Origin of the sequence: Syntrophothermus sp. (assembly GCF_013314835.1) — a bacterium.
Taxonomy (GTDB): Bacteria; Bacillota; Syntrophomonadia; order Syntrophomonadales; family Syntrophothermaceae; genus Syntrophothermus; species Syntrophothermus lipocalidus.
Genome location: NZ_JABUEX010000006.1, coordinates 42,608 through 67,435, shown reverse-complemented (window position 1 = coordinate 67,435; position 24,828 = coordinate 42,608). Strand labels below are relative to the sequence as shown.

General features: G+C 51.0%; 30 protein-coding genes and 1 riboswitch. Of the genes, 6 read left to right on the top strand and 24 right to left on the bottom strand.

What is annotated here, in order from left to right:
• Positions 1–305: 305 nt before the first annotated feature.
• Positions 306–482 (bottom strand): hypothetical protein, encoded by a 177-nt coding sequence (locus tag HPY90_RS03585; RefSeq protein WP_013174751.1) that lies wholly within the window; start codon positions 480–482, stop codon positions 306–308.
• A gap of 45 nt (positions 483–527) precedes the next feature.
• Positions 528–652: riboswitch (molybdenum cofactor riboswitch) on the bottom strand.
• Between the two features lie 228 nt (positions 653–880).
• Between HPY90_RS03585 and HPY90_RS03580 the strand changes: the two genes are divergently transcribed.
• The gene (locus HPY90_RS03580; protein WP_287191208.1) at positions 881–2,035 is read left to right on the top strand and encodes a metallophosphoesterase; all 1,155 of its coding nucleotides are present in this window, start codon (positions 881–883) and stop codon (positions 2,033–2,035) included.
• A 90-nt stretch (positions 2,036–2,125) separates the two neighbouring features.
• Here the strand turns inward: HPY90_RS03580 and HPY90_RS03575 are convergent, their stop codons facing one another.
• From HPY90_RS03575 to HPY90_RS03545, 7 genes are all read right to left on the bottom strand, one after another.
• Complete coding sequence (locus HPY90_RS03575; RefSeq protein WP_287191206.1) at positions 2,126–2,707, bottom strand: 5-formyltetrahydrofolate cyclo-ligase; 582 nt, start codon at positions 2,705–2,707, stop codon at positions 2,126–2,128.
• Positions 2,700–3,446: a prolipoprotein diacylglyceryl transferase gene (gene lgt, locus HPY90_RS03570; RefSeq protein WP_287191204.1), complete on the bottom strand. Its 747-nt coding sequence runs from the start codon at positions 3,444–3,446 to the stop codon at positions 2,700–2,702. Before lgt ends, HPY90_RS03575 begins: the two co-directional genes overlap by 8 nt.
• 162 nt (positions 3,447–3,608) lie before the next feature.
• Positions 3,609–4,619, bottom strand: a complete 1,011-nt coding sequence (gene tsaD / locus HPY90_RS03565; RefSeq protein ID WP_287191202.1) for a tRNA (adenosine(37)-N6)-threonylcarbamoyltransferase complex transferase subunit TsaD — start codon at positions 4,617–4,619, stop codon at positions 3,609–3,611.
• A gap of 40 nt (positions 4,620–4,659) precedes the next feature.
• Entirely contained in the window at positions 4,660–5,097 is a 438-nt protein-coding gene (gene rimI / locus HPY90_RS03560) for a ribosomal protein S18-alanine N-acetyltransferase (protein ID WP_287191200.1), read from the bottom strand.
• Positions 5,098–5,108: 11 nt separating this feature from the next.
• Complete coding sequence (tsaB, locus tag HPY90_RS03555) at positions 5,109–5,807, bottom strand: tRNA (adenosine(37)-N6)-threonylcarbamoyltransferase complex dimerization subunit type 1 TsaB (protein WP_287191244.1); 699 nt, start codon at positions 5,805–5,807, stop codon at positions 5,109–5,111.
• Positions 5,755–6,264 (bottom strand): tRNA (adenosine(37)-N6)-threonylcarbamoyltransferase complex ATPase subunit type 1 TsaE, encoded by a 510-nt coding sequence (tsaE, locus tag HPY90_RS03550; RefSeq protein ID WP_287191198.1) that lies wholly within the window; start codon positions 6,262–6,264, stop codon positions 5,755–5,757. Before tsaE ends, tsaB begins: the two co-directional genes overlap by 53 nt.
• Positions 6,265–6,266: 2 nt before the next feature.
• Positions 6,267–6,953: a uracil-DNA glycosylase gene (locus tag HPY90_RS03545; RefSeq protein ID WP_287191196.1), complete on the bottom strand. Its 687-nt coding sequence runs from the start codon at positions 6,951–6,953 to the stop codon at positions 6,267–6,269.
• Positions 6,954–7,244: 291 nt separating this feature from the next.
• On the opposite strand from HPY90_RS03545, the gene HPY90_RS03540 reads away from it, so the two are divergent.
• The gene (locus HPY90_RS03540; RefSeq protein ID WP_013174742.1) at positions 7,245–7,673 is read left to right on the top strand and encodes a lamin tail domain-containing protein; all 429 of its coding nucleotides are present in this window, start codon (positions 7,245–7,247) and stop codon (positions 7,671–7,673) included.
• A gap of 80 nt (positions 7,674–7,753) precedes the next feature.
• On the opposite strand, the gene HPY90_RS03535 is transcribed toward HPY90_RS03540, so the two are convergent.
• The 4 genes from HPY90_RS03535 to ytfJ all read right to left on the bottom strand — a co-directional run bounded on the left by HPY90_RS03535 (position 7,754) and on the right by ytfJ (position 10,240).
• A complete protein-coding gene (locus tag HPY90_RS03535) occupies positions 7,754–8,347 on the bottom strand; it encodes a hypothetical protein (protein ID WP_287191193.1) in 594 nt (197 codons plus the stop codon).
• A gap of 160 nt (positions 8,348–8,507) precedes the next feature.
• On the bottom strand, positions 8,508–9,041 hold the full coding sequence (locus HPY90_RS03530) for a spore maturation protein (protein WP_273699143.1): 534 nt from the start codon (positions 9,039–9,041) through the stop codon (positions 8,508–8,510).
• The gene (locus HPY90_RS03525) at positions 9,034–9,636 is read right to left on the bottom strand and encodes a nucleoside recognition domain-containing protein (RefSeq protein ID WP_287191190.1); all 603 of its coding nucleotides are present in this window, start codon (positions 9,634–9,636) and stop codon (positions 9,034–9,036) included. Before HPY90_RS03525 ends, HPY90_RS03530 begins: the two co-directional genes overlap by 8 nt.
• Before the next feature lie 175 nt (positions 9,637–9,811).
• On the bottom strand, positions 9,812–10,240 hold the full coding sequence (gene ytfJ, locus HPY90_RS03520) for a GerW family sporulation protein (protein WP_287191187.1): 429 nt from the start codon (positions 10,238–10,240) through the stop codon (positions 9,812–9,814).
• A gap of 262 nt (positions 10,241–10,502) precedes the next feature.
• On the opposite strand from ytfJ, the gene HPY90_RS03515 reads away from it, so the two are divergent.
• On the top strand, positions 10,503–11,075 hold the full coding sequence (locus HPY90_RS03515; RefSeq protein ID WP_287191184.1) for a nitroreductase family protein: 573 nt from the start codon (positions 10,503–10,505) through the stop codon (positions 11,073–11,075).
• 173 nt (positions 11,076–11,248) lie between these two features.
• Complete coding sequence (locus HPY90_RS03510) at positions 11,249–11,956, top strand: HAD family hydrolase (RefSeq protein WP_287191181.1); 708 nt, start codon at positions 11,249–11,251, stop codon at positions 11,954–11,956.
• Positions 11,957–12,006: 50 nt separating this feature from the next.
• Here the strand turns inward: HPY90_RS03510 and HPY90_RS03505 are convergent, their stop codons facing one another.
• From HPY90_RS03505 to HPY90_RS03490, 4 genes are read right to left on the bottom strand one after another with little or no spacing between them, the layout of a single operon-like run.
• Positions 12,007–12,528, bottom strand: a complete 522-nt coding sequence (locus tag HPY90_RS03505) for a divergent PAP2 family protein (protein WP_013174735.1) — start codon at positions 12,526–12,528, stop codon at positions 12,007–12,009.
• 14 nt (positions 12,529–12,542) lie between these two features.
• The gene (locus tag HPY90_RS03500; protein WP_287191177.1) at positions 12,543–13,244 is read right to left on the bottom strand and encodes a polysaccharide deacetylase family protein; all 702 of its coding nucleotides are present in this window, start codon (positions 13,242–13,244) and stop codon (positions 12,543–12,545) included.
• Between the two features lie 17 nt (positions 13,245–13,261).
• Complete coding sequence (locus tag HPY90_RS03495) at positions 13,262–14,413, bottom strand: MGDG synthase family glycosyltransferase (RefSeq protein ID WP_287191174.1); 1,152 nt, start codon at positions 14,411–14,413, stop codon at positions 13,262–13,264.
• Positions 14,414–14,466: 53 nt separating this feature from the next.
• A complete protein-coding gene (locus HPY90_RS03490; RefSeq protein WP_287191171.1) occupies positions 14,467–14,808 on the bottom strand; it encodes an EamA family transporter in 342 nt (113 codons plus the stop codon).
• Between the two features lie 211 nt (positions 14,809–15,019).
• Here HPY90_RS03490 and HPY90_RS03485 point away from each other — a divergent pair, with 211 nt between their 5' ends.
• The gene (locus HPY90_RS03485; protein ID WP_287191168.1) at positions 15,020–15,361 is read left to right on the top strand and encodes an AbrB/MazE/SpoVT family DNA-binding domain-containing protein; all 342 of its coding nucleotides are present in this window, start codon (positions 15,020–15,022) and stop codon (positions 15,359–15,361) included.
• Entirely contained in the window at positions 15,361–15,660 is a 300-nt protein-coding gene (locus tag HPY90_RS03480; RefSeq protein ID WP_287191165.1) for a type II toxin-antitoxin system RelE/ParE family toxin, read from the top strand. Before HPY90_RS03485 ends, HPY90_RS03480 begins: the two co-directional genes overlap by 1 nt.
• Before the next feature lie 103 nt (positions 15,661–15,763).
• On the opposite strand, the gene HPY90_RS03475 is transcribed toward HPY90_RS03480, so the two are convergent.
• The 8 genes from HPY90_RS03475 to HPY90_RS03440 all read right to left on the bottom strand — a co-directional run bounded on the left by HPY90_RS03475 (position 15,764) and on the right by HPY90_RS03440 (position 24,819).
• On the bottom strand, positions 15,764–17,455 hold the full coding sequence (locus HPY90_RS03475) for an NADH-dependent [FeFe] hydrogenase, group A6 (RefSeq protein WP_287191239.1): 1,692 nt from the start codon (positions 17,453–17,455) through the stop codon (positions 15,764–15,766).
• Positions 17,456–17,534: 79 nt separating this feature from the next.
• Positions 17,535–18,173: a DUF2953 domain-containing protein gene (locus HPY90_RS03470; protein ID WP_273698620.1), complete on the bottom strand. Its 639-nt coding sequence runs from the start codon at positions 18,171–18,173 to the stop codon at positions 17,535–17,537.
• Between the two features lie 191 nt (positions 18,174–18,364).
• The gene (locus HPY90_RS03465; protein ID WP_287191161.1) at positions 18,365–18,925 is read right to left on the bottom strand and encodes a DnaJ family domain-containing protein; all 561 of its coding nucleotides are present in this window, start codon (positions 18,923–18,925) and stop codon (positions 18,365–18,367) included.
• 2 nt (positions 18,926–18,927) lie between these two features.
• Positions 18,928–19,443, bottom strand: a complete 516-nt coding sequence (scpB, locus tag HPY90_RS03460; RefSeq protein WP_287191159.1) for an SMC-Scp complex subunit ScpB — start codon at positions 19,441–19,443, stop codon at positions 18,928–18,930.
• A gap of 25 nt (positions 19,444–19,468) precedes the next feature.
• Entirely contained in the window at positions 19,469–20,215 is a 747-nt protein-coding gene (locus tag HPY90_RS03455; protein WP_287191235.1) for a segregation and condensation protein A, read from the bottom strand.
• A gap of 6 nt (positions 20,216–20,221) precedes the next feature.
• Positions 20,222–21,205, bottom strand: coding sequence for a tryptophan--tRNA ligase (gene trpS / locus HPY90_RS03450; protein ID WP_287191232.1), 984 nt, complete (start codon positions 21,203–21,205; stop codon positions 20,222–20,224).
• Positions 21,206–21,566: 361 nt separating this feature from the next.
• Positions 21,567–22,187, bottom strand: a complete 621-nt coding sequence (locus HPY90_RS03445; RefSeq protein ID WP_287191156.1) for a site-2 protease family protein — start codon at positions 22,185–22,187, stop codon at positions 21,567–21,569.
• Positions 22,180–24,819, bottom strand: coding sequence for a CBS domain-containing protein (locus HPY90_RS03440; protein WP_287191154.1), 2,640 nt, complete (start codon positions 24,817–24,819; stop codon positions 22,180–22,182). Before HPY90_RS03440 ends, HPY90_RS03445 begins: the two co-directional genes overlap by 8 nt.
• Positions 24,820–24,828: the final 9 nt, after the last annotated feature.

Genomic DNA, 24,828 nt, shown 5'->3' with positions numbered 1-24,828 from the left:
CACCTCTCTGCTTGAATTAGCACCTGATAGACGCAGATGAACGCTGATTTGCACCGATAGGAATAAGCTGTCATTTGGCTTCCCATAGAATAACCGCTCAAAAAAGCCGTTCCGAACCCAAACACATCCTGCTTCTCGCGCGAACAATTAACGTTTCATGCCCAAATAATCTGTGCCTTGGTCTGGCTGAATGTCAACCAGACTAACGCCGATTCCATCTGGTTTACTATGCACACCCCGTTAATTGGCAGCCACCTTCACTTTGATTTATACGCTGACCTAATCCCTCTTGCTGTAACGCTATACTAAAAGCATCCCAGTTCACAGGCGAAGATCTTTATTTTGAGTTCATCGCATATCTCCCCTACTTCCCGCGGAGACACCTGTAACTCTTCTGCCACCTTACGGGCCTGGGTACAGCTGATCCGCCCGCCGGGAGCTACTTCCCTCAATTTTTGGGCAATCTCGGCTTTCCTGTCCATCCCTTACCCTCCTTGCAAAAAAAATAGACACTCGGAAAGAGCGCCCTCAGTTTACCAGCGGCTCCTTTCCATATGGGAGGCTTACCCGTTTCCAGGTAAACCCTGTCGCCTGGCTGCCGTAGCGGGAAGGCACCCGCCTTAGGACCACCGGGTCGGAGACCGAGTATCCATTTTTCTGCATTATACTACAAAAGTCGGATTGGCCCAAGCCAAACCCGAAAATGAGTCCTGACTGCCCTCGAGTTGATTATCCTGCCCACCAGCCTTAGAATATCGATAGCAGCTACTATCGGTATAAGTTTGAGAGGCCCAAAGACCCTCAAAGATGAAAAAGCGAAGGCAAGCCTCTCTGCAGGGTAGGATAGGAGTTTTGGCTGCGTGGGAGTAGTTGATACTTTATGAGGACAACTCGTCTGTTGATAATAGCGGTTATTATCCTGCTTTACGGGATTATGAACTATTACATCGGCAAGCGGCTCTGGGCGCTTGCGTCCCCTTTACTTTTACCCGGTTCCCCGGTACTTTTCTGGTCATTTTTCTGGCTGGTTGCCTTCTCCTATCTTGCGGCCCGGGTAGCTGGCCCGTACCTGCCCCCGCGCCTTGCGTCTGCTCTGGTCATCGTCGGTTCGTACTGGTTGGCTGCCATGTTTTACCTCTTTCTCCTCCTGGGACTGGGGGATACCATTCGCCTGATAGGATCCTACGCCGGATTTGTTAGCCCGTCACCCTCCGAAGCTCACCTTACTACCTCGGTTGCCCTCTTTATGACCTTAGGAATTGTAGGATATGGGGTCTGGAATGCTCAGAACCCACGCGTCACCTATCATGAGGTAAGAATCCCTAAAGCTAGTCCTGAGCTCGATAAACTGCGTATAGTGATGGTATCAGATGTGCACCTGGGAACCATAATCGGTCCCAAAAGGCTCTCCCATCTGGTAACTACGGTCAACCACTTAGATCCCGACCTTGTCCTTCTCCCGGGAGACATTGTCGATGACCATCCTGGACCTTGGCCCGAGCACAACGTAGTAGAATTACTGAGCCAGCTTAAGACCAGGTACGGAACCTACGCGGTTCTGGGCAATCACGAATACATCGGAGGTAGGGTTGAAGAAACCATCAATCTCCTCGAAAAGGCTGGAATAACTGTCCTCTGCGATGATGTCGTCCTGGTCAAAAACAGCTTTTATCTGGCCGGGCGTAATGAAAAACTTGCCCTGATAATGGCTGGCAAAACCCGCGTTCCTTTGGCCCGGATCCTTGCCGGAATTGACCGTTCTCGCCCGATAATCCTGATGGACCACCAGCCCATTGACCTGGACGAGGCCTTAAATGAAGGGGTTGACCTGCAACTGTCCGGCCACACCCATCTGGGTCAGCTGTTTCCCAACCGGTTTGTAACCCGCAGGGTGTATGAAGTCGACTGGGGCTACCTGCGTAAGGACAATCTTCAGGTTATAGTGTCCTGCGGCTTCGGGACTTGGGGGCCTCCTATACGCGTGGGCAACCACCCTGAGATTGTCGTGATCAATGTGAGGTTTGGTTGTAACTAGGCAGGCTTTACTGAGTCTTGGTTATGGCCTTGTGCGACTTTCTTTTTCTGACGCTATGGTGTTTGAAGTCACATGTCGTCCATGCTACGCCTACCGATGTCCATTTTCGCACGGAATTACCCCCCGTTCGGTGACCAGATAAGCCAAGCGGTGGTCATGGGGATAGTAAGGAATCTCGTCGGCTACCTGCAGGCTGTGGGCTACCCCTATGGTCAGAGTCCCTGGTCTTAACTCGGGAAGGAAACGGTCATAATAACCCTTGCCATAACCCAAACGGTACCCGCGCATATCAAAAGCGAGCCCAGGTACTATGACGGCATCAATCAATTCTGGCGGAAAAGAATCCCCTTCGGGCTCCATAAGACCAAACCTTCCTTTTCTCAAGCCCTCTTCGCCGATGAATCTCACCGCCACCAAACGGTTCGTGACCGTTTCTATTCGCGGCAAAACGACCACCTTACCCTGACTCAAGCATTGCTCCAAAAAAGGCCAGACATCTATCTCGTTGTCGATGGCGATATATCCCATGATGACAGAAGCCTTGAGCAGGGGTGTCATGTGTGATAGGTGCTCAACCACGGCCCGGCTGTTTCTTTCAACTTCCGTCGTAGATAAACCCTCGCGCAGCCGCCGTTTTTCGCCGCGTATGCTCTGTCGCCTGTTTTCAGCCATGCCGAATGCCCCGCTTTAGCACCATGTAAAAGGGCAGCGTTAACAATATTGCCGCCAAGGCCGTAACCTGGCCTACGGTCAAACCTGCCCACAATACCAGGTTCTCTCGCCAGAACTCGATAATAAACCTTATCAGGGCATAGCCAGCCACGTAGCAAAGAAATACCTGTCCGGAGAAATGTCGCCGGGAGTAGAGCCAAGAAAGAAACACGAAAAGGCCCAAGGCCGCTAGGGAACTGTAGATCTGGGTCGGGTGTCGCGCCACTCCACCAATCCCCGGGAAAACGACCCCCCACGGCAAACTGGTCGGCTTGCCGTAACAGCATCCGTTTAAAAAGCACCCTACGCGTCCGATAGCATAAGCCAGAGCCAGATAAGGAGCAGCCATGTCGGCCACCTCCCAGAAGGGCATCTTTTGTCTCCAAAGATAGACAATCCCACCAACGAGACCACCTAAGAAGGAGCCGTAAAACACCAGCCCTCCCCCTTGCAGATCAAAAAACATCAGCGGGTTTTCTAAGAAAGCGTCCCAAGCGTAAAAAACGACGTAGAACAGGCGAGAACCGATTAACCCGCTTATAACCGCAACCAGAGCCAGGTCATAAAGCTTCTCTTCCGGATACCCGTTCTGTTTGAACATCCTCCGCATCCCGACAACGGCCACGGCAATGCCTAAAGCCATCATGAAGCCGTACGAGTAAACGGAAACCTTTCCTATTTTGAATAAAATGGGGTGCATCTCAGATACTCCTTTGTTTCACAGATATTCACAGGCAAAAATCCCTACATTACTGGGCAAACGACTGTTTAGTGAAAAACACTGTCCCAAAGTCTTTGCCAATAGCCGACAAGAGTTATTAACAGAGTTATCCACAGTATCCACAGACTTTCCTCACAAGGATCAAAGTCCTGGGTATGCGTTCAAACTCAAGGGCGCAGGTTTATCCAGTTCCAGCCGATATGCAGCACAGGATGCGATCATGGCCGCGTTGTCAGTACACAGGGCAATCGGAGGATAAAACAAGTTCAGACTCGTTTCCTGACACCGGTTCGACAGCCTTTCCCGCAACAATCTGTTGGCCGCTACCCCCCCGGCCAAAAGTACGGTCCTAACCCCTCGAGACCTGGCTGCGGCTACCGTCTTCTCTACCAAGACCTCGACCACGGCCGCTTGAAACTCGGCCGCCAGGTGATTGACGTTAAGCTCTTGCCCCGATTTCTTCAATTTGGTCCAAAGGTTCATGGTGGCGGTTTTAAGCCCGCTGAAACTGAATTCGAACTCGTCTTTTCCCAGGTATGCCCTTGGGAGATGGTAAACCCCTTCGCTTCCCTGCCGGGCCGCTTTCTCTATCGCCGGCCCCCCAGGATAGCCTAAATTCAAAAAGCGGGCAATCTTGTCAAAAGCTTCGCCCGCAGCATCGTCCCTGGTCTGTCCCATCACCTCCATATCCCCGTGGGTTCGCATATAAACCAGGCTGGTGTGTCCACCCGAGACTATCAAACACACCAAGGGGAACTCTATCCCTTCATGTTCCAAGAAATTCGCATAAATATGCCCTTCCAAATGGTTTATAGCCAGCAAAGGCTTATCCAACGCGTAGGCAAGGCCTTTCGCGAAAGACACACCTACTAGCAACGCCCCGATCAGCCCAGGACGGTTGGTAACCGCGATGACGTCTACATCCTGATAGTTAAGGCCGGATTTTTTCATGCATTCTTCCACTACCGGACCTATATTCTCTATGTGTTTACGCGAAGCCACTTCGGGTACAACCCCGCCAAATCTCTGGTGCACTGCCACCTGCGATTGCACAACGTTAGCCAGGATCTCCCGCCCACCTCTGACCAACGCGGCCCCAGTATCGTCGCACGACGTTTCAATCCCTAATATTACCAGTTCTTTCTCCACCACTTATAATCCCACCACCCACCACTGTCTACACGAACCCATCTCAGAAAAGCAACTTCTCCATGACGATGGCATCTTCTCCTGTATCGGAATAATACTGCCTACGCAGGCCTATAGGCAAAAAATTTAGCTTCCTGTACAACCTCAGGGCTGGCAGGTTGCTGGGCCTAACTTCCAAAGTCATTCTCCGGACTCCGCGAATCATGGCCAAAGCAATAAGAGCATTCAATAAAATCTCTCCCACTCCTTGCCCCCGCCAGTCAGGGTGAACCGCCACGTTTGTGATATGCCCTTCATCGATAATCAGCCATATCCCCGCATACCCCACTACCTGTCCTTCGTGGTCACCCACTATATAGTGAGCCAAACGGTTCTGCATCTCCCCTTCATAGGACTCCCTCGACCACGGGGTAGGAAAAGAGACCTCCTCGATTGACATAACCTGGTCAAGATCCTCGGGCTCCATCTTTCGAATCTCCACGCAGAACCACCTCACATACCTCCCAACCCCAGCCGGGTCTCTGCCTCCGACAGTCTTATGTAGACCGGTACGATCGACCTGGCATCGTCGATCCCACCCCCGCGCAACTTGTGCCAAGCTAACAGCCCCACGCTTGAAGCCCTGGGAAAAGCCAGGTTGCCAGGTACCCATACAGCTACATCCCCGAGAGTCTGCTGGAGAAATTCCCGGTACCTGACAGCTCCATCACCGAGAAAAACCACTCCATCTGTTGCCCTGGTTCTCACATCATCGACCAAGGCCCGGGGTGAACACACCCGATACCTGTCCACCAGTTCCATGCATGACCCATCGCTTTTATAAAAAGCAGTATACACCTCATCTTTGCGCGCATCCAGCACCGGGCAAACCGTACCCCGGAAAAGACAAGCATTATAGGCCAACGCATCGAGGGTCGGTATCCCTACGATCGGTTTCCCGCTGCCCATAGCCAACCCCTTAGCTGTAGCTAAGCCGATACGGAGCCCGGTGAATGAGCCCGGGCCGATGCTGACAGCTACCGCATCGATCTGGTTCAGGCCAACTTCGCACTCCTTCAAGACCTCGTCTACCATGACCATTAGGGTCTGGGAATGGGTCTGCCGGTAATGCAGGAATATCTCCTTTTGCACCTTCCCCTCACTGATCAGGGCAACCCCCGCTACCCGGGTCGCAGTTTCCAAAGCCAACACTAACAATTGTCTTCAGCTCCCCCACTCTACCCTCATACCTCTTGCCTTTCCCAGTTATAGTCACTAAGCGTGGTCCTTCGTAATCATCGTCCACCAAATCAATCTTTATAATTAACGCCCTGCCGGGCAATTCTCTCGACAACCGCTCCGGCCACTCTATTAGGACTATACCTTCTTTCTCCAGGTAGTCTTCGATCCCGATATCATAAAAGTCCTTTTCTTCTAGACGATAAAAATCGCAATGATATACAGGAATTCTTCCCTGGTAAACGTTGATTAGCGCAAAAGTTGGGCTGGTCACTCGTCCCGCATAGCCTAGCCCTCGAACTATACCCTGGGCCAGAGTGGTTTTGCCTGCCCCTAACTCGCCCATCAAGTAGACGGTGTCTCCCGGCACTAACCTTTTGGCTATTAGCTCTCCTAGTTGCAGCATGGATTCGGTGTCTCGTACCAACACTTTCAGCCCAGCTCACCTCGTTTTAGCTGCTGGTATTTATCTCTTATCAGTTTAAAGTCCTCCCAAGCCGGCCTTTTCAGCCTGGGATCACGGAGTAAGGCAGCGGGGTGGTAAACGGCCATCATCCACACGTCACCGCGCTTGAACCACTGCCCGTGGATCCCGGCCATGGTAGCCTTGGCCTCTATTACCGTCCTGGTCGCCAAAAGCCCCAAACAGACGATTATGCGCGGGCTCATCAGCCTTATCTGGGCCTCTAACCATCCCCTGCAGGCAGCCACTTCATCCGGATTTGGTAAGCGGTTGCCTGGAGGCCGGCACTTGACGATATTGGTGATATAAACCTCATCCCGGCGGATAGCACACGCTTCCAGGATGCGGTCCAGCAATTGCCCGGCAGGCCCCACAAACGGCCGCCCCTGCTCGTCTTCAACCTGCCCCGGCCCCTCTCCTACCAGCATCAGATCCGCTTTCTGATCCCCCTCTCCGAAGACCACCTGTCGGCAGCCGGAACGCAGTCGGCAGCGACTGCAGGCTCCCGCCCTGGCAGCCAGTTCTTCCTGGCTGCTGATCTCTAAGAATGATTCTTCCCTTTTGACCCCGGGCAGAAACGCAAAATAGTGGTCTTGTCCCCATTCCGGTCGTACCGGTTCTATCTCGGGAAAAAGTGTCAGCTCCTCTCCGCTCATCGTACCCTCCCGCTTCCGTTTCTTCCTAGCTTGCGCTTTTGGCTAGTCCCGCTACGACATACGCTGACATCGTCGGTCGGCGTTAACTTAATTTTATGCCTTGTTTTATCAATCTTCCACCCCGTTATCGAACAGCGCCTGGTTTAAGGCCAGGTTACACCCTGCTAAACTTTTAAACCCTCTTTGAATGAAAAAGGATTTTTCTTTTATACGTCAAAATATAAATAGTACAAGTCCAAAAAATCGGCAGCTATAATCGCTGTCGTGTTACCTTGAAAGGAGGTGAAATGTATGAGTAGAAAGATAGTCATTAAAGCCATCTCTAATTCACCCGGTGGTAAAGACCCTAACTTCAGGCTAACCGACGAGTGGGTATGCATTAAAAACGAAGGAACCACTACGGAGAACATGGCTAACTGGATCCTCCTGAACCGTAAACCTGACAACAAGCACTATTACCATTTCCACTTCCCAGCCCGTGTAGGCAACCGTCCTATGGAGCTGAAACCGGGTCAATCCGTTTACGTTATAACCGGACATGGTGAAGACGCTTTCGTACCAGGGGATGAGAGTGGACCGGGTCAATTTTTCTTCTATCGCAACTTCGACCATTTTATCTGGAATGAGCCAGGCGACAAAGCCTTGCTATACAGTTACAACCATCCGACAGTTGACAAAGAGAGCTTCGAGCTGGTGAGCAGTAAGGTTATCACCGAGTAGCAAGAATCAAGAATATATCGAGAACATAAGTCATAAAGCTACGGTCTGCTACCGTAGCTTTTGTCTTTTTCTTTTTGTGCTCATTTCCTCAAGATTCCTAAGGTCATACAAGGAACAGCGAGCAGGCCTTCCTTTTTCCAATAAGGCGTGTCTTGATAAAACCGGCACATGCGGTGTAAAGCATCCGAAAGATCCTTATAAACTCGAGGCCCGAGACTTTTGTCTGCGTACTTTACTACCATCAAAGGCCCCTTTTTCAACAACAGATCCTTTGACCTCGAATAACTCCTAACTCTGCACACGACGCTGTTGTCCCGCTGCCTAACCAACGTAACCCTATGTTTCTCCGCTGGCATAGACAAGTGGTCGACTATTGCCAGTCGGTCATACTCCCATAAGTCGTTCCCAGTTTCCTCCCTCCCGGCCGTTTGGTTATTCTTTATCAGCCCGTTGAAAAGAATCCGAGCCGAGGTCAAAATACGGTCAGCCATTGGTCCTTCGCCAGCGTCATGCAAAAGCCTAGCCAAAAAAGTGACATAGAACATACGAATGAGCTTCATCTGGTCCATGGCTCTGCCTTCACCCGAAGGCTCAAGTTTGAGTGAACACTGGTGCTCACTACCAATTATAAGATCTGCCCGAAGCATCTCTTGCGAGCGCGAAAACCAAGACATATCTTGCAACCCCTTTTTCTGCAGTGTATCCGTTTAGCTGTACCGCTAAATATACTAACAGATCGTGGGGGGTGCAGTCTAATTGCTTAAAACCAGGTTATCGTTTTCCCATTTTTCTGCGGTTTCCGGAAAACGGGCAGACGGGGCTTGCCGAGAGATGCTACCGAAACAGGACATTGCATATATAGATAGAAGCTAATAGACCACTAATGTCAGCGGTTAGGCCCGTAACAATCGAGTAACGGTAACGCTTTACCCCTACTGAACCGAAGTAAATCGTTAAAACAAAAAAAGTCGTATCGGTTGAACCCTGCATTGTCGAAGCTAAGCGACCGATAAAAGAATCGGGACCGTAAACCCGCATTAGTTCCGTTGCCAATCCTAGTACTCCGCTTCCCGATAAGGGACGCATGATGGCCAAGGGCAAAACTTCAGCTGGCGTACCTATTGCTGTCAACAGCGGGCTCAATGCTTTCACCAGATGATCCATGGCCCCCGAAGCCCTGAAAACGGAAATCGCCACCATCATCCCAACCAAGAATGGGATAATCTTAACAGCGGTTACAAAACCCTCCTCGGCCCCTTCGACGAATGCTTCGTAAACCGGAACCTTTTTTAGCGAGCCATAAAGAGGAATGCAAATGAGGATAAGAGGAATCGCCCACTTGGATACCTGGGTGAGAAAGTCAATCAGCACGGTTTTTCCTCCCCCAGCAGCTCCTGGTGCGGAAAAGGTAGTCCACCGTCACCGCCAGCAACATCGAGCAAGAAGTGGCGAAGATCGTGGCCCCCACGATTTCAGTGGGATTGGCAGAACCAAAAGAGGCCCTTATCCCGATGATGGTGGCAGGTATAAAGGTGATGCACGAAGTGTTGAGTGCCAGGAAGGTACACATGGCCTCCGAAGCTTCATCGGAATCGCGGTTCAGCTCCTGTAACCCTCGCATAGCCTTCATTCCAAAAGGAGTCGCTGCGTTGCCCAGCCCCAGCATATTCGCAGATAGATTAAGAATTATTGCGCCCATAGCAGGATGACTCGGAGGCACCGAAGGAAACAACTTGACCATCAGCGGGCGAAGCCCCCAGGCCAAAGCCTCTACCAGGCCGGCTTTTTCTGCGATTCGCATTATGCCTAACCATAAGGCCATGACCCCTACCAGGTCAAAGCAGACCTCGACCGCCCCCCGAGCAGCGCCCAAAGCCGCTTCGGTAACAACCTCGACCTGGCCGTTCAAAGCGGCTACTAAAACCCCACCCGCCAGCAAGGCCAGCCAGATGACATTAAGCACCTCAACCCCCCCCAGCCTCTCTCTTCCCTACAGGTTATGAGGCTGAGTTGGGAATAAGAACTCTGCTAACTAGCGGGCCTCGCTCACTTCAGTGAATAGAAGACTCTTACAACAACCGACTTGCCTTGTCCGTTCTTTTAAAGTTCCAACAAGCTGACGGGAACTCTTAATGCCACTAACCCGGAGATACCTGCTTTTCTTTACGGCTGAGCATAGTCTCTATCCGGTTCAGCACTTCTGGGGCAAGATCCATCAGCCGTAAGGCCAGTTGGTTCCCTTTAACCGATAGCAGCCTGATATCGCTATTAGGGCGAACTACCAGAAAACCTATCGGTTTTATCGAAACCCCACCGCCGCTTCCGCCCGCAAAGGGCATGATATCATTTCCTTTCACGTCAGAAACCTCGTATTCCCCCCCACCTGCCGCAAAACCGAAGGCGACTTGAGATAGAGGGATGATAACCGTACCGTCGTTGGCCTCCACCGCGTCCCCGACCACGGTATTGACGTCTACCATCTGCTTTATGTTCTCCATAGCAGTGGTCATCAGACCCTCAATGGGATGAGGACGCAAAATTGGCGTTTGCGTTTCGTTTGTAGACATGGCAGCCCTCCTTAATATCAAAAACGTACTCTTTCTTTCATGGTTAGTATGGGCCTAAAAAAAAGTAGGTATTCCATTATCTCCATTATCGTCTACTGTTTGCAAAGCAACCCCCATTTTGCGCGGAGATTTGAAAATGACAGCAGTAAGGTTTCTTGTCATACTCTTCCATGGTTTGGTAAAATAGAAATGGCCTTGACATGAGGCCGAATGCTATGAATAGACGAAACCTCAGCGGAATCTAAGACGAGGAGGGTCTGAAGTGGAGTTCTACGAAGTAATTCATTCCCGTCGTGCGGTTCGCCAGTACCGCCCCGACCCGGTGCCGAAGGAAGTGCTGCAGAGGATACTGGATGCGGCTAACTGGGCACCCTCGGGGATGAACAGGCAACAGTGGTATTTCGTTGTGGCTTCTGGAGAAAAGAAGAAGGCACTGGGAGCGAGCTATGCCAAAATCGCGGAGAGATACACGGCCAGGTGGGATGATGCCGAGCGCCGCAAGCAGTTCATCGAGTTTGCCCAGACATACGGCGGCGCCCCTGTGGTGATAGTGGCACTCACGGACGCTGCTGGTGACCCGGCTACCAGGAAGATGAACCTGGAAAGCGTGAGCGCGGCGTTTGAAAACCTGCTCTTGGCCGCCTGCGCGGAAGGGCTAGGTAGTTGCTGGATGACGGGGCCTCTTCAAGACGAAGCTTCGCTGCGGCAGATACTTAACATCCCGGACGATAAAGAAATCGTAGCTGTAACCCCTATAGGCTACCCCGCCTTTCAACCACCGGCTCCACCCCGCTTGGATCCGGAGCTCAAAGAGAAAGTCCTGTGGGTAGAGTAACCGGTCGCAGACGTCGACTAGTAAGGGGTGCTCCCCCTTTCTTTCTTCTTTCACCAACTTCAAATAGGTCTTGATGGCAACGCCTTTTGTCATGCTTGCCCGAGTCCGGGTGGGAAGCCTGTACATTGCATCGAATACCAATAGATGATTCTGTAGACGGGAGATATAGGAGCATGATCAAGGCAGTATTGTTCGATCTTGATGGAACTCTCTTAGACATCGACATGGATATCTTTATACAGAATTACTTCAAGTTAATGGTTGAAATGGCTCGGCACCGCGGTCTGCCTTATCAGGATCTGCCGAAGAAGATTATGATAGCCACTGAGGCTATGATAAGAGACAAGGATCCGAATAGAACCAATAAGGAAGTATTTGAAAGCGTCTTTTATCAGATCTGCGAAGCAGACCCGAACCTTATGGCCGCGTTTTTCAACGATTTTTACAAAGAGGCCTTCCCACGCCTTTCGAGTCTGGCTGCTCCTATGCAAGGCGCGGCAGAAGTGGTAGCCAAAGCTTTTGAACAAGGCTTTAAAGTAGCAATCGCCACAAACGCGATTTTCCCCTACTCTGCCATTAACGAGCGCTTGAAATGGGCACAATGTCACGATTTCCCTTATGAACTAGTTACGACCTATGAGAACATGTACTTCTGCAAACCACACCACGAATACTACCTGGACATATGTCGCCTTCTCGGAGTCCAACCCCATGAGTGTCTAATGGTCGGTAACGATGTAGCCGAAGACCTGGTAGCTGGGGAAGTAGGAATGGAGACTTTTTTGTGCCGGAAGAGAATACTGAACGAAGGAGCAAGGCGAATCAAGCCGAGTTATGAAGGTGACCTACTCCTACTTTACCGCTTGCTTAGTGAAACTTAGCCTCTTGGGCAAAGCGAAGAACCCGGGTTGCGCCTGATTTGCGCTTTGTGCTATAGGCCTATGTGATAGTGGAAAGGCATTCTTCCTATGTGTCGGGCCAATTGCCAAGCCGCCGGAGCTTTGGCAAACACCAAGCCGGCCACTACAACCCCTATGACTGCACCGGCTAACACTTCTTTCGGATCATGCCCGACCGGATAAGGCGGAATATCGGTGGGGCGGTCGGCTCCTTCCGTTTTCTCGACTATCTGCCGTAATATCTGAGAATGTTTTCCGGCAACGCGTCGGACACCCATAGCGTCGTGCAGCACAATAAGTGCAAACACCAAAGCCAAGGCAAATTCATCCGAATTGTAGCCCAACGTAAACCCAATCCCCGCAACAAGTGCGACGACCATCGCACTGTGGGCACTAGGCATACCACCATCACTGAACAACCAGTACCAACGCCAACACCTTTCCTTCAGGTACATGTAAACTCCTTTGATAAGCTGGGTTACCCCGCAAGCAGTAAGCGGAGCCACGATCAGTTTATGATTGGTAAGCCATCCCCTTAGAAACTCACCCAACATATTCATTTCCTCCCCTAACAGGTTCCCCGGTCGGATGCAGACAAACTCGCATACGGTTCAGGAAAGAATAACATCGGCAATTCTACCAATCGCCACCCCCTGTGCCGCAACTCCGAGATTATCACAGGCAAAGCAGTTAGCAGTGCCCTCGGCCGGTGTGGGACAAAGCTTCCGTCATGGCAGAGGACAATTCCACCTTCCAGGTGCCGGCAGGTTAGTACCCGGCGAATAATGTACTGCGGTCTAATTCCCAACACCCAATCCCGGCTGTCACAGGACCACCGTACCACCTCCATCTGCAACTGTCGTGCAGCCTCCACCGTCCAACGGTTAACCAGGCCCCAAGGAGGCCGGTAATAACGGGGCGCTTGGCCGGTGGTTTCTTTTAATATTTCTACCGCCCTCCTCATTTCCCCAAACGTACCTCCCCGGGTCAGCGTCAGATGGGGCTGGTGCCTTACGCCGTGACTTGCTACGTGGTGACCATCCCGCAAGATGGCCTCTATTATCCCTGGGTAACGCTGAGCCTTCGTCGACAAAACGAAAAACGTCGCCTGTACTTTGTAACTACGCAAAATCTCCAGTATCCTCGGGGTATAAATAGGATCGGGCCCATCGTCAAAGGTTAAGGCCACCTTGCCCGCTCCGCTCAAGCTCTTACTAAGAATCTCTGGCCCGGAAAAAAGCTCCGGAACGGAAGCTTCTTTACCAACCACCAGCCCCCACCCCAGTTTTACTCAACTAGTTCCGCAATTGCCGCCGCGGCATCGAAAGCCGCCCGGGGACGAGCCAGTTTGCGAATAGCAGCGCTGAGTGATGCCGCCAGCTCATCCCTATCCAACAGTATCTTCTCCACGGAAAGCAGGAGTTCCTCCTGGTTTCGAACCCGCAAGGCTGCTCGATGCTGAGCATAATATAGCGCGTTGGCCTCTTCCTGAGCCGGAAGACATCGGTAGATAATTACCGGCAGCCCGGCCGACGCAGCTTCTGCCAGTGTCAGGGCCCCGGCCTTAGTGATGAGAACATCCGCTGCTGTCATAAACTCCGCCATGTTGTCTACAAACCCGTAAAAATGGAACCGCGGGTCTGCTTCGAATTTAGAACAAAGTCTCGCTCGGTACGTTATGTCCTTTCCTACGATTACAACTACCTGCACCGCCAGCCGAAGCTGCTGCAAACCAGCGCATATTTCCTCCATTACAGCAACTCGGCCATTGCCGCCCCCGACCACCAAGATTACGGGAACCGTCTCCTCCAACCCTAAACGACGCCTAGCTGCTGTCTGGTTCAGGTTATCCGCAAAACCAGGACGAATCGGGATGCCGGAAACCCTTATTATATGGGAACTGATACCACGTTTGAGGAGCATTTCCCTTACGCCTTCGTCTGGGACCAGATACAGATCCACCCCTGGGTGAATCCACTCCGAGTGAACCGTATGGTCGGTTATGACCATGACCACGGGCACTCGCGACTTCCCCTCGAGCTTGAGGGTAGCTGCCACCCGGCCCGGGGTAGGAAAAGTGGCCACTACGACCCGAGGCCCAAACTCATCCACGAAGCCCTGTAAACGCCTGCAACCGAAGCGGTCCAAAAGGTAACCTTTCCGCGGCTTCACTGCGTCAGTAAGGTGGTAAAACCACTGGTAACACAATGGAAAATGCCGGACCATAAAAAGATAGAATTCGCGAGAGAAAACGTCGAACGCAGGGCTGACCATCTCGACAAAGTTACAGGTCTTTACTTCCCATTCCGGCCTGATGTGTGCTAGTGCAGCCTGTAAAGCGAGTCCAGCCTGAAGGTGGCCCGCCCCGTAAGCCGCACCTAAGATGAGAACCCGAGTTTTTCCATACGTTTGCGCATGCCTAGCAGAAATACTCAACATTTCTACACATTTTCCTTATTCACGGGGAATAGAACAAATTCCCGAACATAACCTCAAGAACGGGCAACCAGAAAAACACCTACAAAAATCAATACTGCCCCTACCCACCGACTTACAGAAACCGTCTCCTTAAAGAACAATACCCCGGCCAACACGCCGAGAAAATAGGTAATACCCTGAAGAGGAAGGGCTTGAGAAAGAGGTAGCCGGGCCAAAACATAAAACCACATAGCTGTCGCTAATCCAAAACAACCAAAACCAGCCCATACCAGCGGGGAAAAAAGAAGCTTCCACCAAGCCACTTCTCCGCCGACCACCGCTTGTTTCCAGCAAACCTGGCCAGCTACCAAGAAAAGAGCGTTTAAGATTACCAGCCCGACAACCCTTGTACTCACAGCTTTTCTCCTAATACGACGCAACGATGAGCCCTCCGCTACCTTCAATTCCGGGTTCTAAATATTCCCATCTATCCGATGACTCCTGGGCCCGTGCTATTCGCTTGATTGCTCTTTGTTTCTTTGTAATAATTGATCCAAAGAAACTTGGTGTATAACCGTGAAAGTTTATCCACCTGGTTTACTAATAACCCAATAAGGAAGTGTTCCTATGTTAAGAAAGCGTATCTCCGTATCGCGGAAACGTCAAATAACGATTCCTATTGAGTTTTACAACAAGCTCGGTATTGAAAAAGAAGTCGAGTGCTTTCTTCAAAATGATGCCATTATTATTCGCCCTGTGCAAGAGAGAAGTGGCGAGTTTGACGAACAAATCCTGGAAGATTTGATCTCGCAGGGTTTTTCCGGCAATCAGCTTCTCGAAAAGTTCAAGGAAATGCGCCGTCAGGTTCGTCCTGCTGTTGAACGCTTGCTTGCTGAAGCTCGCCTTGCCGCTGACGGCCAAGCTCAATTTTCCACATACGAAGATGTTTTTAGTGCGGAGGACGACTAATGCATGAGCTCGTTATTCTTCCCCCTGCCGCACGCTACTTAAATAAGATAAAAGAAAAACCCCTTAAAATGGCTTTTCAAGAAGCGGTTAATGAAATACTCCAAAACCCTCACCTCGGTAATGCGAAAACGGGCGATCTATCCGGTATGTACTGCTACGATATCTATTACAACAAAACAAACTACGAACTGGCCTACACTATCGTTAAGAAAAATACCAACACGGTTGTTGTCATTATTCTGGCCGGTACTCGTCAAAATTTTTACGAGGAATTGAAACGATATATGAAGAAGCTTTGATTGGTGACCCCGTGAAAATGCAAGTCGGGTAAAATTGGAGGCGGGCTAAAAGCCCGCCTCGCTTCTTTCAGAGCGTGACAAGGAACCGTCCCCTGTCACGGTTTTACTTGTTCTTCGGAGTGTAGTGGGTATGCAAAAGCTCGTGCGATTTGTGTCCCAGCGGCTCATGCAGGAAGTCTTCGTACAAGAGCTTGACTTCCGGGTTCTCATGGGACTTGCGCAAGGGCAGGCCCTCGTCCTCGATGTAGATACCCTTGATACGTTCTACCCTCTTGGCTACAGTTGACGGGATCGGCTGCCCGCCGCCACCGATACAACCGCCGGGGCAGCACATGATCTCAATAAAGTGATACGGTGAGGTACCGGCCTTGATCTCTTCCATAATCTTCCTGGCGCATCCTAGCGAGTTGGCAACCGCAACCTTTACCTTGGTGCCGTCGAGATCGACCTCGGCTTCTTTCATACCCTCGAAACCGCGTACCGCAGTGAAGTTTACGTCCTCGAGGGTCTTGCCAGTAACCACTTCGTAAACGGTTCTCAAAGCTGCCTCCATAACCCCACCAGAAGCTCCAAAGATAACCGCAGCCCCTGTATAAGCACCCATCAAGGAATCGAAGTTTGAAGGTTGGAGCTTGTCAAACCCCACACCGCACATGCGGAAAAGCCTTCCCACTTCGCGGGTAGTGAGAACCAGGTCCACGTCCTGATAACCGCTGTCTCTCATCTCCGGACGGGTAGCTTCATACTTCTTGGCCGTACACGGCATGATGGAAACCGAGAATATCTTGGCCGGGTCAATGCCCATCTTGTCCGCCCAGTAGGTCTTCACCAAAGCTCCGAACATCTGCTGCGGTGATTTGCAGGTCGAAAGATGAGGTAACTGTTCCGGATAGAACGTTTCAATGAAGTTGATCCATCCGGGGCTACAAGAGGTCAGCATCGGAAGGGTCCCGCCCTCTTTCAAGCGTTTCAAAAGCTCATTGCCTTCCTCCATTATAGTGAGGTCGGCGGTGAAGTTGGTATGGAAGACGTAATCGAATCCGAGTTGTCTGAGACCTGCCACAAACGTTAACATATCCAAAGAGCCGGTTTCCATCCCTACTTCCTCAGCAACAGCCACCCTTACCGCTGGAGCTATCTGGGTTACCACGATCTTCTCGGGATCCGCTATCGCCTCTAGGAACCGGTCTATTTCTTCTTTCTCGGTGATGGCCCCTACCGGGCAAGCCAAGGCGCATTGACCGCACATCACGCACTTGGTCTCGATCAACGGCTTGCCGTCTACCGTCTGCACTACCCCGTCCTTTATCTCCAATGCCCCAACCGTTTGGATATCGTTGCAGACCTCCACACAGCGTCCGCATAGAGTACATTTAGACGGATCACGCACTATGGATGGTGTTGAAGTATCCTTGGTCAGTTGCAGTGGCTTGTGTTCGAAAGAACGAACAGTCAGGGTAGCGGTTAGGGCCTGCAATTCGCAGTTTTGGTTGCGGGCACACTGTAGGCAGTCCTGAGGATGAACCTTGAGGATCTTCTTGAGGTTTTCCCGCTTGGCTTCGATTACTCGCGGGGTAAAGGTTTTGACCTCCATCCCTGGGGACACCTTTTCCGCACATGCGTTCTTTAATTCCCCGTTTACCTCCACCACACACACATTGCAGTTCTCTTTGACCTTGAGATCCGGGTGGCTGCAAAGTGACGGGATGATAAAACCTGCTTGGGCTGCTGCTTGCATTACTGTGAAGTCCTCGGGCACGTCCACTTTGCTGCCGTTGATAACAACGCTTACCATGTCATCTCGCTCTCCTCTCCCTTTGGTATACATTACACTTTCCCCTGCCTTTGAGTCTATTTGAAAAAGCTACAGCATGTCAAGCAGATAAAGTTGTCCCTGCGTTTAGTCGTTTAATCAAACCCATGGTAATTAGAACGTGGATCACCTTCAGCTGAATATCACAGGTCAACACCGTTTTAAACAAACTGGTATCAAACCTAGGGCTGACATGAACGTGGATCCGTCTGACAGGAAATATCCATGTAATGTAGGATACGAGACACCCTTTTACCCCCCAGCAGAGACCGGCTTTAATACCGGTTTCCATGGGCTCTTCACCGCCGATCTCCGTATGCCACTCGAACCTTTTTATTAGAATGGTCCTAAAATAAAAACGTTTTAACCCAGGCCACCTATCTAGCCCTGCTAAGAAAAAACGGATCTTCCCATAGTACTCTTTCAAATCCACCAGCCCTAGCCTCCCGCGTTCAGCCCACAATTCTTTTCCTTTCGGGCTCTCCACTTCCTTGGTCACATCGAACCAAGGCAGCAGCCGCCCAAATCCAAGCTCGAGGTCCTTGTAGCTGTATTCTTTCTTAAACATCCGGTTAAGATAAAAAACTTCTAAAAACAAACCACTTTCATCGTTATTCTCCAAGTATTTCGCAGCCACTTCTATGTCCATGAACAGGAAAAGGATCAGACTCAGTCCAACCAAGGACCAGATTAGAACCATCGCCCGTTTTCTCCCGTTTTCCCATATCTTTCCCCCACAGGCTTTTCCCATATGCAAATAGAAAAAAAGCGAGCCTTGCTCGCCCTTTCTCATACTTTAGGAATACCCACTGATTGACATTACAACCGCATGCCAGTTCTCTAACATCTACCCGCTACCCCGCAGGTATCACGGGGAATCTCAAACTGTGATCATCTCTTGATTTTAGAGGCCACGACTCCTTCTATTTCTTCGACTACTTTAGCATATTCCGTCTTGACGTCGATGTTGTGCCGCCCCAGCCAGAACATGGGGTTATGGAGATTGTAATTGTCAATCTGTTTGTTCAGCTTCTCCAACCTCTTTAGAACGTCCTGGTAGAAGTCAGCTTTTTTCTTTTCAAAGCGTTGCCAGGCCCGGTGACTAACCCTACCGTCCAAAACCACTTCTACGTACCGCTTGAATCTTTCCACGTCCTCTCTAAAAGCTTCCATGGCACCGTCAATATCTTTCCCTAGCTCGACCCAATAGGGAGCGTAACCGGCATCCTTCAATATTTTAAAGACCATCCGCATCTCCGGCGGCTCAAACGGGTTCTCATATAGTTGAAGCGGTTTACCAAATCCCTCAAGGTTATCAAAAGCCCCCTTCTCCCGGGCTTTGCGAATCCGTTCCTCCACCAGGTCTTCAAAACTGGCCATATACCTAGCCGTACCCCTAACCTGTTGGGCCTTTATCATGATCTGTTCTTCCAAAGACTTCTCTTCCCCCATGTTCAAGCCCCCCTGACGTCCTTGGGCAAATCCTCCAAACTGGCGAGTCCAAATAACCTCATGAATTCGTTAGTAGTAACATACAGAACCGGCCGGCCAGGCGCATCCTTCCTCCCAGCTTCGGCGATTAGCCCCCGTTCGAGCAAAGAATTGATAACTCTTTCTGCCTTAACTCCACGAATCGCCTCTATCTCTGTCCTCGTTACCGGTTGCCGGTAGGCTATGATAGCCAGGGTTTCTAGAGCCGCCTGTGAAAGTCTTTTTTCTGGCCCTCTGTTCAAATCCCTGATATACTCGAAAAAAGCGGGTTTGGTACACATGGCATAACCCGCATTCGATTTGACAACCTGTATCCCGTGCTCCTCTTTATTATACTCCAAAATAAGTTCCTCCAGTATAACCTCGACATCGTCAGGCAACAAACCGGTGACCCTGGCGATCTCGCTTAAAGGAAGAGGATCGCCACTGGCAAACAGTAAAGCTTCGATCGTTGCCTTTGCGCTTATCCTAGCCAACACCTGGCAACCCCCCGTTCCCCATGGATTAGACGGGACCGCCTCTGGCACCGTTTCCTGTCAGTCGGATGATAATGCGGCCAAAGCTCTGTTCCTGTATAGCCTCCACCTTTTTTTGCCTAATCAGTTCGAGCAGGGCCAGAAAAAGGGCCAGAGCCTCCCGTCTCGTCCCGGCCCTAATGAAAACATCTTGAAACACTATTCCTTGCGGTCTGGTCTTGAGGAATTGCTCTAATTCCCGCATTTTAAGGTCGACTTTGACCTCACCGCCCGGTGCGACCACCAGCTGGAGTTCGTTTTCTCGCTTCTGCTTCCATACCATGCGGAAAGCCCGAAGCAACTCAGACAACGAAGCCCGCAACCCGCCTTCAGGCGACGAGTCCTCGTCGTTAGCCAAGCGATAGTAAACTCTCGGCTTCTCCCCTTGATAAAGAGAAGCCAAGATACCCGCTAGTTCCTTGTAATTCCTGTACTCCAGCAGCTTCTTGACCAGTTCCTGGCGCGGGTCTCCCTCGTCGTCTCGCCCGGAGTCCTCTTCCCTCTCAGTAGGAGCAAAGAGCATCCTCGCCTTGATACTTAGCAAGGTGCAGGCCATGACCAGGAAATCAGCCAGGTGATCCAGATCGATTTCCTGGCGTCCAGAAAGGTACTCCAGGTACTGCTCGGTGATAGCCGCCACCGGGATATCGTAAATGTTAACCTTATTCTTCTCGATGAGGTGCAGCAGTAAATCCAGCGGACCCTCAAAAGCCTCCAGTTGAACCCGGTATTCCATAACCAATTAGATGCGCATCGCCTCGCGCACTTCCTCCAGAGTACGGCTAGCTACTTGTCTAGCCTTCTCTGCTCCTTCTTTCAGCATATCGTGGATTTGCCCGGGGTGGTTCATCAATTCGTTTCTCTTATCCCGAATCGGTTGTAGCAACTGGTCTAAACGCTGTGCCAACCTGGCTTTGCAGGCCACACAACCGATCTCGCCCCTCCGGCACCGGATTTCTACGTCATCTGTCTCTTCCTGATTAAACATCCCGTGGTAAACGAACACCGTGCATACTTCGGGGTGCCCGGGATCCGTCTTTTTGATACGGGCAGGGTCGGTTATCATCATCCTGGTTTTATCCCGGATTTCTTCTGTTGAATCGGTAAGCGATATATAGTTGTTGTAGCTCTTGCTCATCTTCCGCCCGTCAATGCCGGGAATTACTGGTACCTTGGATAAGAGCGCCTGGGGTTCGGGGAATAACCTGACGTTGAAGAGATAATTGAATCTCCTCGCAATTTCCCGGCACAACTCCAGATGCGGCAGCTGGTCTTTGCCTACCGGGACTGTATCTGCCTTGTAAACCAGTATGTCAGCGGACATCAAAAGCGGGTACCCGAGAAATCCGTAAGTAGATATATCCTTGCCTTCTTTTCCCAGTTCTTGAATCTGTTCTTTATACGTAGGGCACCGCTCCAACCATGAGACCGGAGTCACCATGGATAGAAGGAGGTGCAGTTCAGCGTGTTCTTTTACATGGCTTTGAACGAACACCGCGCTCTTTGCCGGATCCAGGCCCACGCTGAGCCAATCCAGAAACATGTCCCTAATATTCTCTTGAATGATCTCGGTTTCGTCGAACGAAGTGGTTAAAGCGTGCCAGTCGACTATAGCAAAAAAGCAACGGTAAGTCTCCTGCAACCTTACCCAGTTCTGCAGTACGCTCAGGTGTCCGATATGAAGTTTTCCGGTGGGACGCATCCCGCTCATAACCGTTCCTTGCATAAAATCCACTCCTTCGGCTAAAATTCCTTTTTCCGGATGAGGACGAATATTATAAACGCAGACCCTTATGACTCTCATCCGAGTCACCACTAGAGAATGAAAATGCGACTGTGGAGGAGTGTTAGCCGGGCGAAGCGACGTATGACGAGCCGTCGCAACACACGGCGAAACTGAGGGCTGCGAAGCGGAGCGAGAAACAGGAGGTTTCGAGCAGCGAGGGACTGAGTGCATGGATGCCGAATCCCGAGCGGTCCGCTTCGCACCGAAGTAAGCCGATGTGTTGCAGGCGAGGAGTCTTGGAGCGAGCTGGCTAACACTCCTCCCGCCAATCGATTTTCGTGGCAGATAATCACTTAACCCCCTACGCGACCACCAGTTTAAGAATCCCCATTACCAGCCTTATAAAAGGATCCAGCACCGTCCCCATTACCCCGGTCACGATCAGCAACATCAGTATCAGAGTGCCGTAAGGTTCCAGGCTGTACATAAACCCAGCTTGCCTTCCAGGCAGCAAACCCGCTAGGATCTTGTATCCGTCCAAAGGCGGTATAGGAATGAGGTTGAAGCTGGCCAGTATCACGTTTATCCACACCAGCGGTTGCAGCAGCTGGTCAGCTATATACAATGTCGATCCGCCAGTGAAGTTTGGCAAGTACTTAATAGCTAAAAGCCCGACGATCGCTACCAAGATGTTCATAAGGGGACCAGCCAGGGAAACCAGCATCATGCCCGTTTTCATGCTGACCCTTTTGAAGTTATACGGATTGACCTGTACCGGTTTGGCCCATCCGAAGTGAACTAAAGCCAGTAACAAGAAACCGAGCCAGTCTATATGTGATAAAGGATTCAAAGTTAAGCGGCCTTGATAATACGGGGTGTTGTCGCCCAAGGCATCGGCCACCCGCGCATGGGCGTATTCATGAAAAGTCAGTCCCACCAATATTGCCGGTAACCAAATAACAAAATCGGTCAACCTATCCATCGTCCTTTACTCTCCCCTCAGATATCCACTTCTTGACCAGCTCGATCTCTTCGTCGTAGGTCTTGACCAAACCATCCAGGTTAGCATCGTACAAGTCAGAGAGTATCTTTTGATAGACCGGTCCCTCTCTCAGGCCCAAAGCCTTTAAGTCATAGCCGTTCACCTTAACCCGGACATCCTGTTTAAGCTCCAGATACCGAGCTACCCTTTCCCACGACTCAGGCCTGTTTAAACACAGCAATAAGAAAGCGATGTGTTCCCCGCTCAATTTTCGCAGTTTTTTGTTTAGATCACTCATGCTTAAGCTTCGTATCTCCTCGATTTCCACCGCCAACCCGGGCACTTCGCGTCCCATCAATAATATCTCTGTCACATCCCGGTCAAACCGGTAACGGTGGACGATATCTTCCACCGCGCTGTCAGGCAGTTTCTGCAAAATCACCAGCAAATAAACCACCCACGAACGAAGCCCGATATTAAGCCACCTTTCCGCCAGCCAGCCCAACACTCTAGGTACCCGGCGGAGCATAATCCAAGTCTCGGAATCCAACCTGACTTCCGGCATAACATATTCCCATACCCCGATCTCATCCATCCGTCTCAGTGCAGGTAAAGGATCTTTTTCTTCCAGAATAAGAATCAACTCGTGCAGAATACGTTTATGGGACAGCTTCCCCAGCAACCGACGGTCGATAGCATCTCGGGCCAAACGTAAAGTTTCAGCCTCTATCTGGAACTTGTACCGCTGTTCAAATCGAATTGCCCGCAAGATCCTGGTCGGATCTTCAACAAAGCTCAGATTGTACAGTATTCTGATCAAACCTTCCTTCAGGTCTTTTCGCCCCCCGAAGTAGTCGATCAACTCCCCGAACCGGCCAGGATTGAGACATATTGCCATCGTGTTGATGGTGAAGTCCCGCCGGTACAGGTCCTCCCTGATCGAAGACCTATGAACCACTGGCAAAGCAGCCGGAAACTCGTAATACTCGGTGCGGGCTGTAGCCACATCTATTTTGAAACCGTCGGGCAACACCACCACCGCCGTTTGAAAGCGCTCGTGGACCCGGGCCCTGCCCCCGAGTCTTTGCGCCAAAGCCCTGGCAAAAACAAGGCCTTCGCCTTCTACTACCAAATCGATATCGTAATTCGGAACCCCTAAGAGAAGGTCGCGGACGATACCTCCCACCATGTAAACCATGAATCCGAGGTCCTCGGCCACGACCCCCGCTATTTCCAAAAGTGACTGGATCCGGGAGGGTAATCTTTGTGACAAAATCTCCCGGCAATCATCACTTGAACCAGCTTCATCGCTTACATAAAGCACTTCATGGTCTTCTATTTCTTCGTCTTCTCCGTGCAGCGTCCGCAGGATGTCAGTACGAGACACTATGCCTACCAGACGTCCTTCTTCAATCACAGGCAGGCGACCAACGTCGTGCTCGACCATAAGTCTCTGCAGTTCTTTGACCGGCGTCTCCGGAGCCACGGATATCACCGTGCGCGACATGTAGCCTTTTACCGGAGCATGTCCCAGGTCATGCATCCGCGCCTTGTCCACATCCCGTCGGGAAATAACGCCTACAACGTTTTCCCCGTCCACTACCGGCATTCCCGTGTGCCCGTATCTCAGCATTATCCGCCCCGCCTCTTCCATGGTCAGGTGAGCCGAAACAGTCTTGACCGGGGTTGACATGATGTCACGGGCGGTAAGACTGGGACGGGCACTTTCTTCTACCCTTTTCATTACCTCTTCTGTCAACGATCTCAAACTTCGACCCTTTACCATAGCACTGGCCGCCTTTTCATGACCTCGCCCCCCAACAAAAGACAACACCTCGTTTACCTTGATATTGCTCGTCCGGCTCCTGGCAACGATGTTTGCCTTCCCTTCCATCATGGCTATTACAAAAACAGCATCGGCCGGTTCCATCTCCGCCAAACGATGGGTAACTAGGTCCAAACCGGGAACGAAGTTGTCGACCTCGACTGTTGCAACCAACACATCTGCTCCCTTTACGTGGTAGTGGTGGGACGTTTCCATGAGTTTGTGTAAAAGGTAACGCTGCTCGTCGGAAAATGGCTCCTCGATAAAAACAGACACAACCGACAAATTGGCTCCGCGGCTCAACAAAAAAGATACCGCTGCCGCATCCCGCCAAGTAGTCGAAGAAAACAAAAGGCTCCCGGTATCTTCATAAATGCCCAAGGCCAGGATAGTAGCTTCAAACGGGGTAACCGCAATTTTTTCGCTTATGAGCTTTTCCACCAGGATAGTCGTAGTAGCCCCGACCTCGTGTACCTCCTCCAAAACACCGGCAACATCTCCAGGCGAAGCAGGGTGGTGGTCGTAAACGTAAAATTCGATGCCAGGCCGCCGGCATAAACCCTGTAGTTGACCGAGACGATTAGGATTACGGGTGTCCACCAGAATGATGCGCGAAACCCGACCCAAGTCGACTTCCCGTGGATACCTGATGGATAAATGGTCTTTGTACAACCCCATGAATTTCTTAACGTTCTTGGAAAGGGTCCCGGCAAACACCTTCAAGGCAGAAGGATATAACTTCCCCGCTGCTACTATTGCCGCCAAACCATCGAAATCCAAGGCATTATGTGAAGTTATGATGTCCATGTCTTCTCT

Bases quoted from the DNA above. Each gene is read 5' to 3' on its own strand.
- HPY90_RS03585 (WP_013174751.1), bottom strand. From the start codon at position 482: ATGGACAGGAAAGCCGAGATTGCCCAAAAATTGAGGGAAGTAGCTCCC.
- HPY90_RS03510 (WP_287191181.1), top strand. From the start codon at position 11,249: ATGATCAAGGCAGTATTGTTCGATCTTGATGGAACTCTCTTAGACATC.
- ytfJ (WP_287191187.1), bottom strand. From the start codon at position 10,240: ATGTCTACAAACGAAACGCAAACGCCAATTTTGCGTCCTCATCCCATT.
- trpS (WP_287191232.1), bottom strand. From the start codon at position 21,205: ATGCAAGGAACGGTTATGAGCGGGATGCGTCCCACCGGAAAACTTCAT.
- HPY90_RS03470 (WP_273698620.1), bottom strand. From the start codon at position 18,173: ATGGTTCTAATCTGGTCCTTGGTTGGACTGAGTCTGATCCTTTTCCTG.
- HPY90_RS03465 (WP_287191161.1), bottom strand. From the start codon at position 18,925: ATGGGGGAAGAGAAGTCTTTGGAAGAACAGATCATGATAAAGGCCCAA.
- HPY90_RS03475 (WP_287191239.1), bottom strand. From the start codon at position 17,455: ATGGTAAGCGTTGTTATCAACGGCAGCAAAGTGGACGTGCCCGAGGAC.
- HPY90_RS03545 (WP_287191196.1), bottom strand. From the start codon at position 6,953: ATGAGCGGAGAGGAGCTGACACTTTTTCCCGAGATAGAACCGGTACGA.
- HPY90_RS03445 (WP_287191156.1), bottom strand. From the start codon at position 22,187: ATGGATAGGTTGACCGATTTTGTTATTTGGTTACCGGCAATATTGGTG.
- HPY90_RS03580 (WP_287191208.1), top strand. From the start codon at position 881: ATGAGGACAACTCGTCTGTTGATAATAGCGGTTATTATCCTGCTTTAC.
- HPY90_RS03540 (WP_013174742.1), top strand. From the start codon at position 7,245: ATGAGTAGAAAGATAGTCATTAAAGCCATCTCTAATTCACCCGGTGGT.
- HPY90_RS03455 (WP_287191235.1), bottom strand. From the start codon at position 20,215: ATGGAATACCGGGTTCAACTGGAGGCTTTTGAGGGTCCGCTGGATTTA.
- HPY90_RS03535 (WP_287191193.1), bottom strand. From the start codon at position 8,347: ATGTCTTGGTTTTCGCGCTCGCAAGAGATGCTTCGGGCAGATCTTATA.
- HPY90_RS03505 (WP_013174735.1), bottom strand. From the start codon at position 12,528: ATGTTGGGTGAGTTTCTAAGGGGATGGCTTACCAATCATAAACTGATC.
- HPY90_RS03480 (WP_287191165.1), top strand. From the start codon at position 15,361: ATGCATGAGCTCGTTATTCTTCCCCCTGCCGCACGCTACTTAAATAAG.
- HPY90_RS03440 (WP_287191154.1), bottom strand. From the start codon at position 24,819: ATGGACATCATAACTTCACATAATGCCTTGGATTTCGATGGTTTGGCG.
- HPY90_RS03495 (WP_287191174.1), bottom strand. From the start codon at position 14,413: ATGTTGAGTATTTCTGCTAGGCATGCGCAAACGTATGGAAAAACTCGG.
- HPY90_RS03575 (WP_287191206.1), bottom strand. From the start codon at position 2,707: ATGGCTGAAAACAGGCGACAGAGCATACGCGGCGAAAAACGGCGGCTG.
- HPY90_RS03485 (WP_287191168.1), top strand. From the start codon at position 15,020: ATGTTAAGAAAGCGTATCTCCGTATCGCGGAAACGTCAAATAACGATT.
- lgt (WP_287191204.1), bottom strand. From the start codon at position 3,446: ATGCACCCCATTTTATTCAAAATAGGAAAGGTTTCCGTTTACTCGTAC.